The 17,712-nt window shown below is 66.5% G+C and carries 11 protein-coding genes, 2 tRNA genes, 1 other RNA gene and 1 pseudogene; 6 read left to right on the forward strand and 9 right to left on the reverse strand.

Annotated elements, in window-relative coordinates; genetic code table 11:
• Positions 1–108: 108 nt before the first annotated feature.
• A complete protein-coding gene (locus VGK20_03415; GenBank protein ID HEY2773086.1) occupies positions 109–1,902 on the reverse strand; it encodes a SulP family inorganic anion transporter in 1,794 nt (597 codons plus the stop codon).
• A 94-nt stretch (positions 1,903–1,996) separates the two neighbouring features.
• Positions 1,997–2,376: RNase P RNA component class A (rnpB, locus tag VGK20_03420), an RNA gene on the reverse strand.
• Between the two features lie 192 nt (positions 2,377–2,568).
• Here rnpB and VGK20_03425 point away from each other — a divergent pair.
• Positions 2,569–4,131: an NAD(P)/FAD-dependent oxidoreductase gene (locus VGK20_03425; protein HEY2773087.1), complete on the forward strand. Its 1,563-nt coding sequence runs from the start codon at positions 2,569–2,571 to the stop codon at positions 4,129–4,131.
• Between the two features lie 106 nt (positions 4,132–4,237).
• Here the strand turns inward: VGK20_03425 and VGK20_03430 are convergent, their stop codons facing one another.
• The 5 genes from VGK20_03430 to VGK20_03450 all read right to left on the reverse strand — a co-directional run bounded on the left by VGK20_03430 (position 4,238) and on the right by VGK20_03450 (position 9,793).
• On the reverse strand, positions 4,238–4,981 hold the full coding sequence (locus VGK20_03430) for a C4-type zinc ribbon domain-containing protein (GenBank protein HEY2773088.1): 744 nt from the start codon (positions 4,979–4,981) through the stop codon (positions 4,238–4,240).
• A 73-nt stretch (positions 4,982–5,054) separates the two neighbouring features.
• Positions 5,055–5,127 (reverse strand) — tRNA-Ile (locus VGK20_03435).
• Positions 5,128–5,277: 150 nt separating this feature from the next.
• The gene (gene rpoD, locus VGK20_03440) at positions 5,278–7,134 is read right to left on the reverse strand and encodes an RNA polymerase sigma factor RpoD (protein ID HEY2773089.1); all 1,857 of its coding nucleotides are present in this window, start codon (positions 7,132–7,134) and stop codon (positions 5,278–5,280) included.
• Between the two features lie 17 nt (positions 7,135–7,151).
• The gene (dnaG, locus tag VGK20_03445) at positions 7,152–8,960 is read right to left on the reverse strand and encodes a DNA primase (GenBank protein HEY2773090.1); all 1,809 of its coding nucleotides are present in this window, start codon (positions 8,958–8,960) and stop codon (positions 7,152–7,154) included.
• The gene (locus VGK20_03450; GenBank protein ID HEY2773091.1) at positions 8,957–9,793 is read right to left on the reverse strand and encodes a CvpA family protein; all 837 of its coding nucleotides are present in this window, start codon (positions 9,791–9,793) and stop codon (positions 8,957–8,959) included. The genes dnaG and VGK20_03450 overlap by 4 nt, the downstream gene beginning before the upstream one ends.
• A gap of 227 nt (positions 9,794–10,020) precedes the next feature.
• Here VGK20_03450 and VGK20_03455 point away from each other — a divergent pair, with 227 nt between their 5' ends.
• A complete protein-coding gene (locus VGK20_03455; protein HEY2773092.1) occupies positions 10,021–12,657 on the forward strand; it encodes a pitrilysin family protein in 2,637 nt (878 codons plus the stop codon).
• A gap of 4 nt (positions 12,658–12,661) precedes the next feature.
• On the opposite strand, the gene VGK20_03460 is transcribed toward VGK20_03455, so the two are convergent.
• Positions 12,662–13,372, reverse strand: coding sequence for a glycerophosphodiester phosphodiesterase family protein (locus tag VGK20_03460; protein HEY2773093.1), 711 nt, complete (start codon positions 13,370–13,372; stop codon positions 12,662–12,664).
• Positions 13,373–13,451: 79 nt separating this feature from the next.
• Here VGK20_03460 and VGK20_03465 point away from each other — a divergent pair.
• From VGK20_03465 to VGK20_03480, 4 genes and pseudogenes are all read left to right on the forward strand, one after another.
• A pseudogene (locus VGK20_03465) lies at positions 13,452–14,426 on the forward strand (50S ribosomal protein L11 methyltransferase).
• A gap of 87 nt (positions 14,427–14,513) precedes the next feature.
• On the forward strand, positions 14,514–15,314 hold the full coding sequence (locus tag VGK20_03470; protein HEY2773094.1) for a 16S rRNA (uracil(1498)-N(3))-methyltransferase: 801 nt from the start codon (positions 14,514–14,516) through the stop codon (positions 15,312–15,314).
• 153 nt (positions 15,315–15,467) lie between these two features.
• Positions 15,468–16,430 (forward strand): glutathione synthase, encoded by a 963-nt coding sequence (gshB, locus tag VGK20_03475; protein HEY2773095.1) that lies wholly within the window; start codon positions 15,468–15,470, stop codon positions 16,428–16,430.
• 154 nt (positions 16,431–16,584) lie between these two features.
• Positions 16,585–16,657 (forward strand) — tRNA-Phe (locus tag VGK20_03480).
• Between the two features lie 189 nt (positions 16,658–16,846).
• Here VGK20_03480 and VGK20_03485 read toward each other — a convergent pair.
• Positions 16,847–17,371, reverse strand: a complete 525-nt coding sequence (locus tag VGK20_03485; protein ID HEY2773096.1) for a site-specific integrase — start codon at positions 17,369–17,371, stop codon at positions 16,847–16,849.
• Positions 17,372–17,712 lie beyond the last annotated feature (341 nt).

Raw genomic sequence — 17,712 nt, forward strand, 5'->3', positions numbered from 1 at the left:
GGGTGGGGTCAGGCACCAGCCGCATGAACTCAGCACCGACGACCAGTTGATACGGCTGGTGCCTGACCCCAGGCGACGACCAGTTGATGCGGCTGGTGCCTGACCCCATCAGACTGCGTAGTGCACCCGCTTCAGGTGCATCTTGCTGAAACGCAGCGGGCAGGTTTCGCAGGGCTCGCCCATGAACGTATAGGCGTACTGCACGCCTTTTTGCGTGCTGGTATGGCGGATCGCCTGCTCGTGGAAGATCCGCGACTCGCCGAGCCGCTCGGTCATGCCGGTGCGCTCGAGCGCTTCGGCAAGATCCTTTCTCACGCCCACGAGGATCAGATGCACGCCGCGCGCTTCGAGACGGCGGTGGAAGTCGTCGAGGATTCCCATGCAGACTGCGTCGGGGCTGCGCACCCGCTTGACGCGCAGCACGACGACGCGCGAGTCCGTCCCGATGCGCGATTCGATCTCCTCCAGGTACTGCTCCAGGATCGGAGCCGACCCGAAGAACATCTCGCCTTCCAGACCGAAGATCAGTACGCGCCCGCAGACGACGTCGCCTTCGAGACGCTCGTGGATCACGCCTTCGGGCGTCACGACGAACTCGGTCAGCAGCATCCGGGCCGCGCGGGGCACGACGAGCAGGAACGACATGAACACGCCGATCAGCACGCAGAACTCGACGCTGATCGCGATCGCGGCGATGGCCGTGACCGCGACGATCACCATGTCGAAGCGCGACGCCTTGACGTGGTAGCGCAGCGCCTTCCAGTCGACCATCTTGTAGCCGGAGACGATCAGCAGGCCGGCCATCGCCGAGCGCGGGATGTAACGCGCGTACGGCGCGAACTCGACCATGATCGCGGCCACCGCGACTGCCGAAATGAACGACGACCACTGGGTGACCGCGCCCGCCTGCTGGTTGATCGCCGAGCGCGTCAGCGAGCCCGAGCCGGGAAAACACTGGAATAACGAACCGGTCAGGTTCGCGACACCCTCCGACAGGCACTGCTGGTTGATGTCGAGCTTCTGGCGGGTCTGCCCCGAGATGACCTTCGCCATCGAGATCGCCTCGAGAAGTCCGAGCATCGCGATCGCAAGGGCGCTGGTGGCAAGAGGCCTCAGGTACGGCGTGTCGAGCTGCGGCAGCGTGAACGGCGGCAGCGTGTTCGGAATGTCGCCGACGAGCTTGACGCCCTGCGCTTCGAGCCCGAAGTGCGCTGCAACGAAGGCCATGACGACGATCGTCGTCAGCAGGTCCGGGAACAGCCGAAGGCCGACTTTCGACTTGATCCAGCGAAGCGCGACGACGAGCGCAACGGCGCCGACACCGACCTCGAGCGTCGGCACGTGCACCGCGCCGCCCTGGGTCATCGTCTCCCAGAAGCGCACGAGAAACGCCGAATGCACGTCTCCGACAGCCTTGAGCCCGAGAAGGTTCTTCAGCTGGTCGAGAAAGAGAAGCCCGCCGGCACCGAGCGTGAATCCGACGATGACGGAGTTGGAGACGTAGCGTGTAAGGTCGCCGAGCTGCAGCAGCGTGATGCCGATCTGGATGCAGCCGACGAGGAACGACAGCATCACCGCCGCGGCGACCCTCTGCTCCGGAGGCACGATCGCGAGCGCGCTCAGCAGCGCGATCGAGATCGCGTTGGTCGGGCCGTTGACGAGCTGGCGCGACGAATCGAACATCGCGCCGGCGCCGGTCATCACGATGGCCGTGTAGAGGCCGTACTGGGGCGGCAGGCCGGCGACGATCGCGTAGGCCATTGCCTGGGGCACCGCGACGGTGGCGACGGTCAGCCCGGCGATGAGGTCCGCGCGAAGATCCCGCCAGCGATACGTGCGAAGGGACGCGATCGCGGGGAGACGCTGCAGGAGCAGGCTCTGCGGGGCTTCGGCGGCTGGCATGGGGGATCGGCGCGGAAGGCGCGACGGGGGCTTGTACCACAGGCGGCAGGGCTGTGCAGTCACGAACTCCATGCCGTTTGCGGCAGAAAAAAAGAGCCTGAGCCGGCCTGTAAGCCGGATTCTGTGCGACCGCACGAGGCGGTCCGGCAGTCATTCCTCTAGGCCGCCGGTTGCCCGGCGGCTCGAGCGACCTTGACCCGGAGGCCTATGGGCGAGCAGCCCGCCTCCCTATTCGGTCTTGCTCCGAGTGGGGTTTACCGAGCATCCGCCGTCACCGGCAGATCTGGTGAGCTCTTACCTCACCGTTTCACCCTTGCCGCGCCCTGTCGTTTCGGACCGGATGCGGCGGTCTTTTCTCTGTGGCACTTTCCCCGCCTCGCGACGGGCCGTCATTAGCGGCCACCCTGCTCTATGGAGTCCGGACTTTCCTCCCGCACTGCATGCCGCAGTGCCGGCGACTGCCCGTCCGGCTCAGGCTCCGCGGCGACTGTAACAGTGCTGGGGTCAGGCACCAGCCGCATGGGGACAGGCGATTTTCCTCTGGTGCCTATTCCTCTGGCGCCTTATTCCTCTGGTGCCTTATTCCTCTGGTGCCTGACCCCATTCCTGTGGTGCCTGACCCTATTCCTCTGGTGCCTGACCCCATGCTTGATGAGAATGAGGGGGATGGTGCGCGGGGCGGATGTCGTTGTTTGCGGCGCCGGGCACAACGGGCTGGTTGCCGCTGTCTTGCTGGCCCGCGCCGGGCTCGACGTTCTGGTGCTCGAGGAAAAGCCCGTCGTCGGCGGCGCCGCGCGCACCGAGCATCCCTTCGCAAGAGCGCCGGGCCTCGGCGCATCCACAGGGGCCTACCTTCTCGGCCTCGTGCCGCCCGAGCTTCTTCGCGAGCTCGACATCGAGTTGCCGCTGCTGCGCCGCGACCCGCACTACTTCCTGCCGACGACCGGGTCGCGCTACCTGCTGCTCGGCTCCGACGAGGATGCCACACGCGAGCAGATCCTTTCGTTCTTCTCGCGCGAAGACTGGCTCGCGCATCGCGCTCTGCAGGACGACCTCGCGCAGATCCGCGACGACGTCGCGCCCGCGTGGATGGCCGATCCTCTTCCGCTCGAGGAGACGGCGCAGCGCTACGTGCGGCCCGCGCTCCGGCACGCATTCGTCGACCTGTGCCGAGGCTCCGCCGTCGACTGGCTCGACCGCTACGGATTCCGCAGCGACCTGTTGCGCGCGATGTACGCGGTAACCGACGGCGCGCCGGGCCTTCACGGAGGGATCGACAGCCCCGGCAGCGGAATGAACTTCCTGGTCCACAACATGTGCCGGCTGCCCGGCGCCGGCGGCACGTGGATGATCGTGCGCGGTGGAATGGGAACCGTGACTTCGATGCTGGCTGCGGAGGCAATCCGAGCGGGAGCGCGCATCGAAACCTCCCGCGCGGTCACCGCGATCACGCATGAGCGCGGCGTCGTGCGCGGCGTCGTCGTCGGCGAAGCAGACGAAATCCGCGCCCGCGCCGTCGTCGCCGGATCCGACCCTTTCCGCATGCGTGATCTTCTGGGCCGGGAAACGCTGCCTCCCGGGTATAACGCCCGCATCGACGGCTTCCTTCGCGACGGGCGCACGATGAAGATCAACCTCGCGCTGAAGAGCCTGCCGCGCTTTTCCTGCCTCGGAGGCGAGACGGGCCAGCATGCATCGACGATCCACATCCTTCCGGACGAGGACGACGTGCTCGGCTGCCTTCGCCGCGGATTTGCGGAGGCCGAAGCGGGCCGCCTGGCCGAGTTTCCTGCGATCGAAATGTACATCCACACCGCCGTCGATGCTTCGCTGCGCGACGACGAAGGCCGCCACAGCGCTGCGCTGTTCGTGCAGTGGGTTCCCTACGAGCTTTCGTCGTCGAGCTGGGACGCCGAGCAGGAGCGCTACGCCGAACGCCTTTGCAGGCTTTGCGACCGGTTTGCGCCCGGATTCTCCGATCTCGTCGTCGACTCGTTCGTGCTGACTCCGCCCGGCATCGAAAAGCACTTCGGAATCACCCGCGGGCACATCCATCACGTCGACAACAGCTTCGGCTTCGGCGAGCGACCCGATTACGCGACGCCGGTGGCTGGAGCGTGGTGCTGCAGCGCCGGCACGCACCCGGCCGGTTCGGTGATCGGAGTGGCCGGCTGGCAGGTCGCACGCCGGGTGCTGGCCGAGCTGGGAGTGGCAGCGCAGTCGCGCTGAGTTGTGCGGGAATCGCGCCGGGAGTCAGGCGCCAGCGCGAATGGACGTGGAGGGCTGCGGAACAACCCCTGCTTTCGGTCCGGGGCTTTTCCAGAGACTGGCTAGCTCATCGCTCGCCGCGGTCTGCGACTGCGCCCGTCTCGGTGACGAGCGCGAACAGGATGCGCTGGCACATCGGGCAGACGCGCACCGAAGCCGTGCGTCGCACCTCGAGGAGGGTCTGGGGCGGGATCTGCACGTGGCATCCCCCGCAGCAGCCCGTCATGTCCACCTCGACGACGGCAATCCCCGCACGCCGCTCGAGCAGCGAGTCGTATTTCTTGCGCAGCGCCTGCTCGATGCCGGATGCCGCGCCGTCGCGGGCCTCGCGTTCGGCCGCCAGCTCGGCGCGAAGCGCTTCGATTCGCGCTTCGGCTTCGCTGACCTGGCGATGGTCCTGGTTCTCGAGCTCACTGCGCTCGACCTTGGCCATTTCGATCTGCTTTTCGAGATCCTCGACGCGAGTCATCGCGTCGAGAAGGACCGTCTCCGACTCGCGGATCTCCTCGAGCGCCGCCGTCACTTCGTCCTGGCCTGCGCGTACTTCTTTCTCGTTGCGTGCTTTCTGCGCGCGCTGGCGCTTGTGCTTGAGCGCTTCCTGCAGGTCCTCGACCTTGCGCTCGGCGAATGCGCGCTGGGCAACCGAATCCTTGCGGGAAGCGGCCAGAGCGTCGATCCTGGCCGTGCAGGCGGCAATGGCCGCGCGGCGCGCCGCCAGTTCGGCCTCGTAGCGGCCGATCACGCGCTGCTTCTCCTGCAGGCGCGAATCGAGGGCCTGGAGCTGGAAGAGCATCTCGAGCTGGCTGGACAAATCGCTTTCCTTACTTCTGCGCCCGCCGGGCGCGTGCTCCTGCGCCCGCCGGGCGCGTCGTCGTGCGAAGGACTGGGCCCACCAGGACTTGAACCTGGGACCAGAGGATTATGAGTCCCCCGCTCTAACCACTGAGCTATGGGCCCGCGCGTCCGACGAGAAAGGGCCCATCCGCTGTGTTGGACCCGGCTCCGATCGCTACCTCGTACAGGAAGGACGCGTCCGCTCGCGGCGCCGGGTCCGCCTTGCAGCCGGGCCCCTTGTCGCTGTCCGCGGATGCGGTTCCTTGTGCACCGTCACGAAATGAAGCCTTTCAATTTCTTGCTTCGAACCGAGAGCCTCAGCTTGCGCAGCGCCTTGGCCTCGATCTGGCGGATGCGCTCGCGCGTGACCGAGAAGCGGCTCCCGACCTCTTCCAAGGTATGGTCGGTTTTTTCGCCTATGCCAAACCGCAGCCTGAGGACCTGCTCCTCGCGCGGAGTCAGCGACGAAAGCACCTGGCGCGTGCGGTGCTGCAGGTTGCTCTTGACGACGGCCTCGGCCGGAGACACGGCGCGCTGGTCTTCGAGGAAGTCGCCGAGATGGCTGTCTTCCTCGTCGCCGACCGGCGTTTCGAGCGAGATCGGCTCACGCGTGATCTTCAGGATCTTGCGCACGCGCTCGGGCGCCATGTCCAGGAGCTTGGCAACCTCGGCGTCGGTGGCCTCGCGGCCGTTGTCCTGGTGGAACTGGCGCTTGGTGCGAATGATCTTGTTGATCGACTCGATCATGTGCACGGGGATGCGGATCGTGCGCGCCTGGTCGGCGATCGAGCGCGTGATCGACTGGCGGATCCACCACGTCGCGTACGTCGAGAACTTGTAGCCGCGGCGGTAGTCGAACTTGTCGACGGCCTTCATCAGGCCGATGTTGCCTTCCTGGATCAGGTCGAGGAACTGAAGTCCGCGATTGTTGTAACGCTTGGCGATCGAGACGACGAGGCGAAGGTTCGCCTCGATCAGCGCTTTCTTGGCTTCGACCACCTCGGATTGGGCACGCGTCAGCTCGCGCATCATGCGCGCCAGCCCTTCCTCGCCCATGCGCATCGCCGCGAGCAGCACGTCGACCTCGCGCGAGGCGGCCACGATCTGCTGCGCCGAATCGCGAATCGCATCGGCGCCCATGCGAAGCGTTCCGCAGATGCGCTGGTCGGTGGTGCGATCGCGGCCGAGCTGGCCCGCGTAGTCGATGATCTGGTCGGCGCGCCGGCCGGTCTTGCGCTCGGCTTCGTCGAGGATGGCCAGCCGGCTCGCGAGCGCGCGATGAGCCTCGTCGATGCGCACGACGGTGGCGGCCACCTGGTCGGGATGCAGAGGGATCTCGCGCAGGGTGGCGAGCATCTCGTCTTCGAGCCCCTCGATCGCCTCTGCGTTCTTCTGGTCGTAGGCCGCTTCGATCCTGGTGACCAGCTCGCCGGCGCGGGCGAGCAGCTCGGTGACGCGCGCAAAAGCCTCGGCCTCCTCTTCGGCCGCCGTAATCGCAGCAGTTTCCTCGACTTCTTCGGGAGCGACTTCCTCGGGAGTTTCGGGGACGGCGTTTTCGACGGCGGCTTCCTCGTCGAAGGCTGCCTCCGGATTGAAGTCGCTGCTCTCGGTCTCCTTGACGAGCGAGCGCACGCGCAGGCGCCCCTCGGCGAGACCCTGGATCATCGCTTCGACCTGGCGGCGGCCGGCGGCGGAGCGGAACGCGAGCGAGAACACGCGAAGCTCGGCCTCTTCGATGCGACGCGCGATCGTGACTTCGCCTTCGCGCGACAGAAGCGGCACCGCTCCCATGTCGCGCATGTAGATGCGCACGTAGTCGGCGACGCTTTCGCTGGTTTCGAACTCGCGTTCGTCGGCGGCTTCGGCGGCTTCGGCCTTCTGCGCGGCCGGACCTCCGTCACGAACCTCGATGTGGCCTTCGCGCAGCGCGGCCAGCACGCCCATGATCTCGTCCTGCTCGACCAGCTCCGGGTCGAGCGCTTCATGGACGTCATCCAGCGTGACGTAACCTTTGGACTTGCCGAGCTCGAGCAGCTCGCGCACTCCGCTGCTGTCGTCCTCGTCCCCGGTCGGCTCGACGACGTCGGTGCCGGAGGATCGTGGATTCTTGCCGCTCTTGCGTTCGGTCATTCTGCTCCCGACATCCGTCAGCGCGATTTGGCGCCCTTCATCCTGTTCCAACGTTCCAGGACCACTGCCGCGCCGGCCTCATCGCCGATCTGCTCGAGGCGGCGAAGCTCGGCCAGCATGCTGCGACGCCGCACCTCGCTGGCTTCGGCATCGAGCCGGCCGAGGCAATCGGCCAGCACCCGCTCACGCGCTTCGTCTTCGGCGAAAGCCGGATCGTCCTGAAGACGGCGCACCAGGCGTCCGCGCAGCCCATCCTCGAGACCGGCCAGGATCTCGCCCGGCACGAAACCACCGACCGTGGCACGCGCCGTAAAGATGTCGGCCGCGATCGTCGCCCAGGGCTCCGCGTGAAGCTGTGCCACGATATCGCGCCCTTCGAGACGATCAATGCACCCCGGGTCGGCGAGCATCACTGTAACCAGCAATTCGTCGACTCCGGGGGGACCGCTCGCAAGAATCGTCACCGGACCCGCGCCGCTCACGGGCGCCTTCTGCACAGGACGTCCCTGCTGGCGCAAGACCTGTTCGGAGATTCCGGTCCACAGCGCGGCTTTCTTGACGAAGTCGTCATACTCGAACGGGTTCGCAACCTTACGAAGGACCTCGGCCAGCTCTGCCCCCGCTCGCGCCGCGCCGCCGGCGCCACCTGCGGCCTGCGATACGTAGCGAGCATAGGCTTCGACCAGAGGCCGGGCCGTCGCGACCGCCGAGCGCAAAGCAGACGCGCGCTGGCTCCGCACAAAAGTATCGGGATCTTCGCCGTCGGGAAGAAACACTGCACGCGCCCAAAGCCCTGCTTCGACGAAAAGTGGAAAGCTGCGCGCGGCGGCTCGACGCCCCGCGTCGTCCCCATCGAACAGAGCGACGACGTCGTCGCAGTAACGTCGCATCAGGCGGGCCTGGTCCACCGTCAGCGCAGTGCCGCAACCGGCGACGACGTTGGTGATGCCGGCCTGCGACATCGCGATGACGTCGAGGTAGCCCTCGACCAGGATCAACTCTCGCGACGTCGCGCCGCCAGAAGCCGGAGCTGCGGCGACCGTCGCGGCGCCGTCTTCGGCGGAAGCGGGCTTTCGCCGTTCTGCTTCGCGCGCCTCGAAGAGGCCGTACAGCACGCGCCCTTTGTGGTAGGCCTGCGAATCGCTCGAGTTCAAGTACTTCGGTCCCTCGCCCTCGCCGATGCGGCGCGCTCCGAAACCGAGCGTGCGCCCTTGCGCATCGCGGATCGGGAACATCAGCCGGCCGCGAAAGCGGTCGTACGCCGATCCCCCGCGAAGACCGACGAGGCCGATGCGCTCGCCGAGTTGGAGGTCGTGCTTTTCTCGCCGAAGGAAGGTAGCGAGCGCGTCACCGCCGGCAGGTGCGGCGCCGACGAAGAAACGCTCGCGCGAAGCCTCGACGATGCCGCGCTCGTCGAGGTAGGCGCGCACGGTGTCGCCGAACCCCGCGCGTTCCAGGCACGCACGGTAGAACTTCGCGGCCGACGCGAGCATCGCCGAGGCAGCATCGCGTTCGGAGGTTGCCGCCGAGCCGCCTTCGTCGGGCACGTCGATGCCGTAGTGCGAGGCGACTTTCCTCACTGCCTCGGGAAACGCCAGGTTCTCCATCTGCATGACGAACTTGAAGACGTTGCCGCCCGCGCCGCAGCCGAAGCAGTGGAAAAAGCCTCCTTCGTCGCTGACCGAGAACGACGGCGTTTTTTCGCCGTGGAAAGGGCAAAGACCGATCAATCCCCTTCCGCTTCGCTTGAGAGAGACGTACGCGGAAATGAAATCGGAAATCTTCGCCGCCTGGCGGACCTCGGCGATCTTCTGCTCGGCGATCATCGCGCGTAGTCGCCGCCGTCGTCGCGACGAGTGGTGCCCGAGTCGCCCCGGCGGGCCGCACCCGGATCGTCGTGATGGACCGGCTCGGCGCGACGTGCCGAACCCGAATCTTCGTGGCGGGTCGCGCCGTCGTCGCTGCGATGCGGCGAGCCGGGATCGTTGCCCCGCGGCGGCTCCTGGCCCTTGCCCATCGCGTCGGCGGCAGCGGCCGCGCGACGCGCCGCATCCTCGAACTCCTGGCGGTTGAGGATCGGGATGTCGTCCTTGTGTGCAATCGCCTCGTCGATGACCGCACCGGCAAATCCCGCCAGCGGCGGTCCGAGCACCGACGTGCTGAAGCGCTCGTCCAGCGTCAGCATCGTTTTCTCGAGAGGAGTCGCCGCGGCCTCCGTGCCGGCGCCGCCGTGGCGCGGAAGCTGGTGCGCGAGCACGACGAAACCCCCGAGCACCAGCGCCGAGACCACCAGCGTAAGAGCCGCAGCCAGGACGCGGCTCGGCCTGGACAGTCCGAGCCCGAGCACGCGCGAGACGATGAACGCGAGCAGGCGGATGACGATCACGATCGCGAGGAACGTGACGAGCGGGGCCAGCATGTCGAGGAAGATCTCGGCCTGGGGCGGAATCCGGGCAGCCAGTTGCTGGCGGACCAGGTCGGACCAGTCCGGAGTCATGACGAAGGCGGCCACAGGGGCCACGTAGCCGGCGATCGTCCCAACGAGGCCCCGGGACCAGCCACGCAGCAACGCCAGAAGGAGGATCAGGGCGAAGATGGGATCGACCGGATTCAATTCGCGTCGCGCGTCCCCGCCGCGCCCGCATCCGCGGGCGCGCAAGCCGGACGCCTCGGCATGATCCCGAGCGAACGGCGGGGAGTCAACGCCGGCGGCGCAGGCGCGCTACTGGCCCGCGACGCCCGGTCGTGTAAGGTTTGGCGCCAACACCCCTACGGATACCCCGCACGATGCACCAATTGAGCCTTTCCAAGACCCTCTTCCGGCCACGTCTGCGCGCAGCTACGGTCATTGCGGCCCTGGCCGCAGCCGTTGCCTCAGGTTGTTCCATGAACCAAGCCCCTGTCCTTGGCCCCCACCAGGCCGACACCCGCATCTTCAAGCTGGCCAACGGCATGAAGGTCGTGATCCGCGAGGACCACTTCGCGCCGGTCGTGGCCGAGCAGGTGTGGGTCCAGATCGGAGGCGCCGACGAGATCGGGGCGGAGGCCGGGGCGGCCCACGTCCACGAGCACATGCTGTTCAAGGGAACGGCGCGGCGCGGCGTCGGCGAGATCGCGAGCTCGGTGGAATCGTCCGGCGGCTCGATCAACGCGTGGACGTCGTGGGACCACACGGTCTACCACCTCGTGCTCGCCTCGCGCTTTGCCGGAGAGGGCATCGACATCCTGGCCGACGCGATGCAGAACTCGTCGTTCGATCCGGGCGAGCTCAAGAAAGAGCTTGGCGTCGTGCTCGAGGAGTGGAAGCGGGGCCAGGACAATCCGTCCAACCGCGTCTACGACATGATGTTCGACACCGCGTACCAGTCGCACCCCTACAAGCGGCCGGTGATCGGCACCGAGGCGTCGATCAAGGGCCTTTCGCGCGAGCTGATCACCGGCTTCTACAAGCGCTACTACGCGCCGAGCAACATGACGCTGATCGTCGTCGGCGACGTCAACGCCGACGAGATGCAGCGCGAGATCCAGCAGAAGTTCGGCGGATTTGCCGACCACGACGTCCACCGCGGCAAGCGCCCGGCCGAGCCGCTTCAGAAGGAAACGCGCTTTGCGGGCGCGACGATGGACGTGCAGGAAGCCCAGCTCGCGGTCGGATTCCACATTCCCGATGCCAACGCGAAAGACACGCCCGCGCTCGACGTGCTCGCCCACATCCTCGGTGGCGGCGAAAGCTCGCGCGTGTACCGCCACCTCGTCGCCGAGCAGTCGATCGCGACCAGCGCCAGCGCGTTCGCGTACACGCCGTCCGATCCCGGTCTTTTCCTGATCAGCGCTTCGTACGAGGCCCCCGACGAGAAGAAGGTGCTCGGGGCGCTTCTCGAGGAGACCGCGAAAGTTCGCGACTTCCCCATCACCGACGAGGAGCTCGCGCGCGCCAAGACCAACCTCGAGAGTGACTTCGTATTTCGAAGCCAGACGGTGCAGGGCCAGTCGCGCGAGCTCGGCTACGCGATCGTCGTCCACCACGATCCGAACTACGCCGACAAGTACATCCATCAGATCCGCGCCATCACGGCCGCCGACGTGCAGAAAGTCGCGCGCAAGTACCTCACCACGGAGAACATGAGCGGCGTCAGCCTGCTACCCACCGGCAGCCACGAGGGAGTCGACGTTACCTCGCTCAAGGCAGCCGGCGCCGTGCTCGCGAGCAGGAAGCCGACCGTCGAGGCTTCCTCCAAGCTCGCCGTCGCGAAGACCGGCACGGCGGCGACGGGCATGCGGCCGGATACCGAGCCGAAACGGGTGGTGCTGCCCAACGGCGTGCGCCTGATCGTGCAGGAGCACCACGCGGTGCCGATGTTCTCGATCCGCGCCGCGGTGCTCGGCGGCCTGCTCACCGAGAGGCCGCAGAACAACGGGATCTCCAACTTCGTCGCCGAAATGCTCACGCGCGGCACCGAGAAGCGCTCGCGCGAGCAGCTTGCCGCCGACATCGAATCGATCGCCGGCGAGGTCGGCGGCTTTGCCGGCCGCAGCTCCTTCGGCGTTTCGGGAACGTTCCTTTCGGAGTACCTCGACGAAGGCCTGAAGCTGACGACCGAAGTGCTGCTCGATCCGTCGTTCCCCACCGACGAGGTGGAAAAGACCCGGCGCGAGCTCCTGCTGGCGATCAAGAATCGCGCCGACGAGTCGGCGCAGGTGGCCTTCGATCTCGCGTACAAGACCGTCTACCCCGACCATCCTTACGGGATGACGTCGCTCGGCGAGGCCGAGAGCGTCTCGCATCTTTCGGCCGAGAACCTGCGCCACTACTACGAATCGGTGCTCGATCCGGACAGCCTCGTCGTCACCGTCGTCGGCGACATCGACAGCGACGCGGTGATCGCGCGCCTGTCGAAATCGCTCGCGCGCGTGCAGGGCGACGGCGTGCCGTTCGTCGATCCGCCGCCGGCGGCCAGGCCGACGCGCATCCGGCATGCGCACATCGACACGAATCGAAAGCAGAGCCACATCGTGGTCGCGTTTCCCGGCGTCGCGATGAAGGACCATGACCGCTATCCGCTGTCGGTGCTCGATACCGTGCTGTCGCGCCAGGGCGGTCGCCTGTTCTACGAGCTGCGCGACAAGCAGGCGCTGGCGTACACGGTCAGCTCGTTCTCGACCGAGGGCTTCGACCCCGGCCTGCTCGGCGGCTACATCGCGACCGACCCGGCCAACGAGGGAAAGGCCCTGGACGGGCTGCTGACCGAGTTCGGCAAGATCCGCGACGGCGACGTCAAGGCCGAAGAGCTGCAGCGGGCGCAGCGCTACCTGATCGGCAACTACGAGATCGCGCTGCAGACCAACAGCGCCATCGCCGAGAACATGACGTTCAACGAGCTGTACGGACTCGGCTATCTCGAGGGTCGCAAGTACGCCGAGCACATCAACGCGGTCGACGCCGCCGCGGTGCGCGCGGCCGCCGAGCGCTTCCTGACGCTGGACACGCGCGCCGAAGCCATCGTCGGGCCCCCGCGAAAGTGACGCCTTACCGGGCTTCGACGACGCGCTCGGGGAAATCGCTGAAGAGGGCGTCGACGCCGTAGGCGAGCATGCGCTCGATGACGGACGCGGAGTTGGCCGTCCAGGCCCACACGTTGCGCCCCGCGCCGTGGCAGCGCGCGACGACCGCCTCGCTGACGAGCGACACCGGCGGATGCACATTCTCGGCGCCGATCTCCGCTGCGCAGGCGAGGGCATGCTCGATTCCCGAGGAGTCGACGAGCACGCCGATGCGCGCCTCCGGCATCACGGCGCGCAGCACGCGCAGCGCATCGTGATCGAACGACGAGAACATCACGGCCGCAGCGGCACCGCGCCCTCGCACCGCCTCGATGCAGGCATCGACGATCTCCGCGCGGCGCACGCTGTGCTTGATCTCCAGGTTGAGCAGCGTGCGGTGCGAGTAGCTGGCCAGCACCTGGTCGAGCGACGGCAGGTGCGCGCGCACTCCGCGCCAGGATCCGGCATCGGCGCGCTGCAGCTCGTCGAACGTCGCGCCTTCGACCGGGCCGCAGAGATCGGTCGTGCGATCCAGCGTATCGTCGTGAATGACGACGGGAATTCCGTCACGGCTGAGCGCGACGTCGAACTCGAGGCCGTCGGCGCCGAGCGCGAGCGCTTTCTCAAAAGACGGCATCGTGTTCTCCGGCAGGTGTCCCGCCGCGCCGCGATGACCGATTGCGAGCACTCGCCCCATCGCCGCGTTTGTATCAGCGAAATCGGCTTGGCGACAATTGCGCGGCCATCCGCGCAGACTCCGCCACGAAGAGCGACCATTGCCGCAACGCTGGTTTGAAATCGCGCTCGAGGTGCCCGCTTCGCTGGTCGACGAGGCCGCGGCCCTGCTCGACTTCGCCGGATTCGGCGGGGTCGAGGTGCGCGATCGAACAGACCCGGCCCAAGTCGTAGTCGTCGTCGAATGTGAGAATGATCACGATGCGGGCGAGCGCGCCGCAATCGCACGCGACGCCGTCGCTGTGCTCGGCGGGGCACCGGCTGCACGCATCGTCGAGCTCGACCCGAAAGTCTGGACCGAAAACTGGAAGAAGCATTTCGCGCGCCGCACGTTCGCCGGCCGCGTCGAAGTGCGTCCTCCGTGGGAGCAGCCGAGCGCGGAAGAAAACGGTCTCGTCTCGATCGTCATCAATCCCGGCATGGCCTTCGGCACCGGGCTCCACGAGACGACGGCCGGCTGCCTCGAGCTTCTGGCCGAAGAGTTGCGCCCCGGCGACCGCGTCGCCGACGTCGGCTGCGGGTCGGGGATCCTCGCCATTGCGGCTGCGCGGCTCGGCGCCTCGTTCGTGCTGGCCACCGACGTCGATCCCCTTGCCACCGAGGCGGCGGCGGAAAATGTCGCTGCCAATTCGGTGAACACGCTCGTACGCGTCGAGATGGAGGAGGGCGAGCTCGGGATTCCCGAGTGGGAGACCAATGCGCGTCCGGGTTTGTCCACAGCCCGCAGTGACGCCGACAAAACATCGGCAACGCCGCTAAGTGGCAGTCGCGCCAAGGCCGGAGGAAGCGGAACGGGCATTCGCGCCGCCGCCGCGGGGAGCTTCGATCTGGTCGTTGCCAACATCCTGGCCGAGACTCTCGTCGAGCTTCGCGACGTTCTCACCGGCGCCGTGCGCGCCGGGGGCACCCTCATCCTCTCCGGAATCGAGGCGCGGAGGTTGAAAATCGTCGAAGAGGCTTTTATCCGTTCCCCTTGGTGCATCGCTCGAGTCCTCGCAAGGGGCGAGTGGGTTTCTCTCTCGGTGCACCACCAGGCCTTGGCAGAGCCCGTGCGCGCGCCTAGCGTGACGGTGCGAGGCCGGGCTCCGGGAGCTCCCTGAAGAATGATCTCCGCACTGGCCACTCCGACTCTTCCGAAGACGCGCATTTTCGTCGAGCCCGCGCATCTTACCGCCGACCGCGCAGTGCTCAGCGGAAGCAGCCATCATCACCTGCGCAACGTGCTGCGCTTCAAGCCGGGCGACGAGCTCGTCGTATTCGACGGCAGCGGACGCGAGTGCTTCGGAGTGCTCGAGCTGTTCCAGGGGGAGACTGCCGTGGTGCGCATTCTCGGTGATGCCGGACGCAGCACCGAGTCGGCCCTCGACCTGTGCATCGCCCCCTGCCTGGCCAAGGGCAAGAAGATCGACCTCGTCGTCGAAAAAGCGATCGAGCTCGGTGCCGACCGCATCTGCGGCGTCATCTCCGAACGCAGCATCGGCCGGCTCGAGCCAACCCAGGCGATGGAAAGAGTGGAGCGCTGGAGGCGGGTGGCCAGGGCAGCTGCCGAGCAGTGCGGCCGCACCGTGCTGCCGGTCATCGAGCGCATCCGCACTTTCGAAGAGTTCGTCGCGAGCAAGCCGCCCGACACGCTCGGGCTGCTGTTCACCACGGCCGCCTCCCAGACCCCGGCAGCAACACTGCGGCGCAACCATCCGGACGTCGTGCGCGTGATCGCGCTCATCGGGCCGGAGGGCGGTTTTTCGGCCGAAGAAGTCGAGTTCGCCGAGCGCCACGGCTTCGTTCCGGTCGGGCTCGGGCCGCGCGTGCTTCGCACCGAGACTGCCGCGATCGTCGCCGCCGCGCTGTGCCAGCACATCTGGGGCGACCTCGGGCGGCGGGCGCCGGGCAGCAACGGCAACTAACAGGCTGCGCAAAAACCCCGCCCGTCGGCCCGCACGCCGCTTGCACGCGACATCGGCGAAGCGCTCCCGGACCGCCTTTCGGCCGGCCGCGCCTTTCTTCGCGCGTGCGTTCGTCTAGCCTCCCGGACGGCGGGCCGGGCAAGGAGGGCAACGGTGAAATTCCTGCACGTGATGGACCCTATCGAGAGGGTCGACATCACGAAGGACACGTCCTTCGTGTTCATCCGCGAGGCCCAGCTTCGCGGCCACGAGAATTTCTACTGCAACACCACCGACCTCGGCTTCGACGGCGGCATGGTCAAAGCACGAGTCGCGTCGCTGCGCGTGACCGACGTGCAGGGAAAGCACGCCGAGATCGGCGATTGGTCGTGGAGGCCGGCCGACGAGTTCCACTGCGTGTTCATGCGCAAGGACCCGCCGTTCGATACCGAATTCTTCTTTGCGACGCACCTGCTGAGCCTCATCGACGACGAGGCGACGTTCGTCTTCAACGACGCCCGCGGGCTTCGCGAAGCGACCGAGAAGATGTTCATCCTGCGCTTCCCGGACCTGATCGCCGAGACGATGGTGTCGGCCAGCCCCGATGCGATCCTGGAATTTCGCGACCGCGTCGGCGGCGACATCGTCATCAAGCCTCTCGATGGTTGCGGAGGGCTCGGCATCTTCCGCATCACGACGGGCGATTTGAACACCTACTCGATCCTGGAGATGTCGACGCGCAACGGCATGCGCCCGGTGATGGCGCAGCGTTTCCTTCCCGAGTCGCGAAGCGGCGACATGCGCCTGCTCTATCTCGACGGAAAGCCGATCGGCGCAATCCGCCGCGTCCCGAAGGAGAGCGATCTTCGCGGCAACATCCACGTCGGCGGCACGGTGGTGCCGGCGATCATCGGCGAGCGCGAGCAGACGATCTGCAAGGCGCTGGCGCCGGCGCTGGAGCCGCTCGGGATTTATTTCGCGGGGCTCGACGTGATCGGGCATTACTTGACCGAGGTGAACGTCACCAGTCCGACGGGGATCCAGGAGAGCAATCGCCTGGGCAATCTGAGGCTCGAGGCGAAGGTGATCGAGTTCGTCGAGGGGAAGTGCAAGGGGCTCAGGCTGAAGAAGAAGTAGGTGAGCGATGCGTGCGCGGTTGCCCGTCAGCGGCGCGGCGCCTTCGCCCCTGGCACGCCGGTTTGCGGGGTTCCCTGCCGCAATTTGACCGGCCCTACGCGCGGCGCTACACACCCACGGCGCGGCCGGTCCGCGCCCTCGCCCCCCGCCACGTGCCCAGGTAGCTCAGTTGGTAGAGCAGAGGACTGAAAATCCTCGTGTCGCTGGTTCAATTCCGGCCCTGGGCACCTTCAATTCAACTAGTTACGCTGACTGATTTCACGCCCAAAAGTCGGCGTGTGTAATTCTGGTGTAATCGTGTCGCCGGCACTGTGGCGAAAACTGACACACGACGCTGGTAGAACCTCACCGAGCAGCGTGCGCCGCGTTTCGCGGCAAGCAACGTGCCATGCGCGTCGCTCCGTTAAGGTTTCGCATCAGCCAACAGCTTCCGCTTTTGGCGGTTCCGGCTGAGGCTGCACCGCTTCTTGCGGCCGGTACCGCTGGTCGAGTTTCCCCATCGCGGCCTGGATGTGGTCGCCGTTGGCATGGGAGTACCGCTCCACCATCACCAATGTCTTATGCCCGCTGATGCGCTTCACGGTCGGGAGGTCCACTCCAGCCTGAACGAGATGCGTGATCGCCGTGTGACGAAGGGTGTGGCGCACCACTTTATCGGGATCGAGTTTCGCCGCCTTGACCACGCGGCGGAAGGGCTTGCTGATGTTGGTGGTATGGCCGCCCTTCTTTGTGTTCGCCGATGGGAATAACCACGAGACCCCTTCGGGCAGCGCCTCGATACGAGCCTTGAGGAACGCCGCAAGGTGCGGGGTGATGGGCTGGTCCCTCGGCCCTGCCTTCGCATTCGGAATGTAGATCATCAGCCGTTCCAGGTGCACGTTTTCTTTTCGGATCGACAGGATCTCCATGAGCCGCATCGAGGTTTCGAGTGCGATCAGGATGAAGGGATAGACCTGACCGTTGTCGTCCTTCTTGGCCTCAGCCTCCGGATTGACATAAAGGACAGACGATTTTTAGGGGAAATGTCACGGACAAGGACGGGACTCCCCCAATCTTTCTTCGCGGGATAGAAGCGCTTTCACTCCGCCGGTAAGATGCAAACCGAAGTTGCGGCGCGTCGTGTGCGAGGCTCAGCAGGTCAAAACCCCGCGAACACTAATGCACTGGGCGCGGAGTTCCAGGTTGTCGCACGGCGACGGAAGAGTCGGAGAACGCAACCAATGAAAACTACGTTCATCCCCGAGAACGACGCTCTCGAAGGCCGTGGAATTCGCGCAAAGCG

Source organism: Candidatus Binatia bacterium, assembly GCA_036493895.1.
In the GTDB taxonomy this organism is placed as follows: domain Bacteria; phylum Desulfobacterota; class Binatia; order UBA1149; family CAITLU01; genus DATNBU01.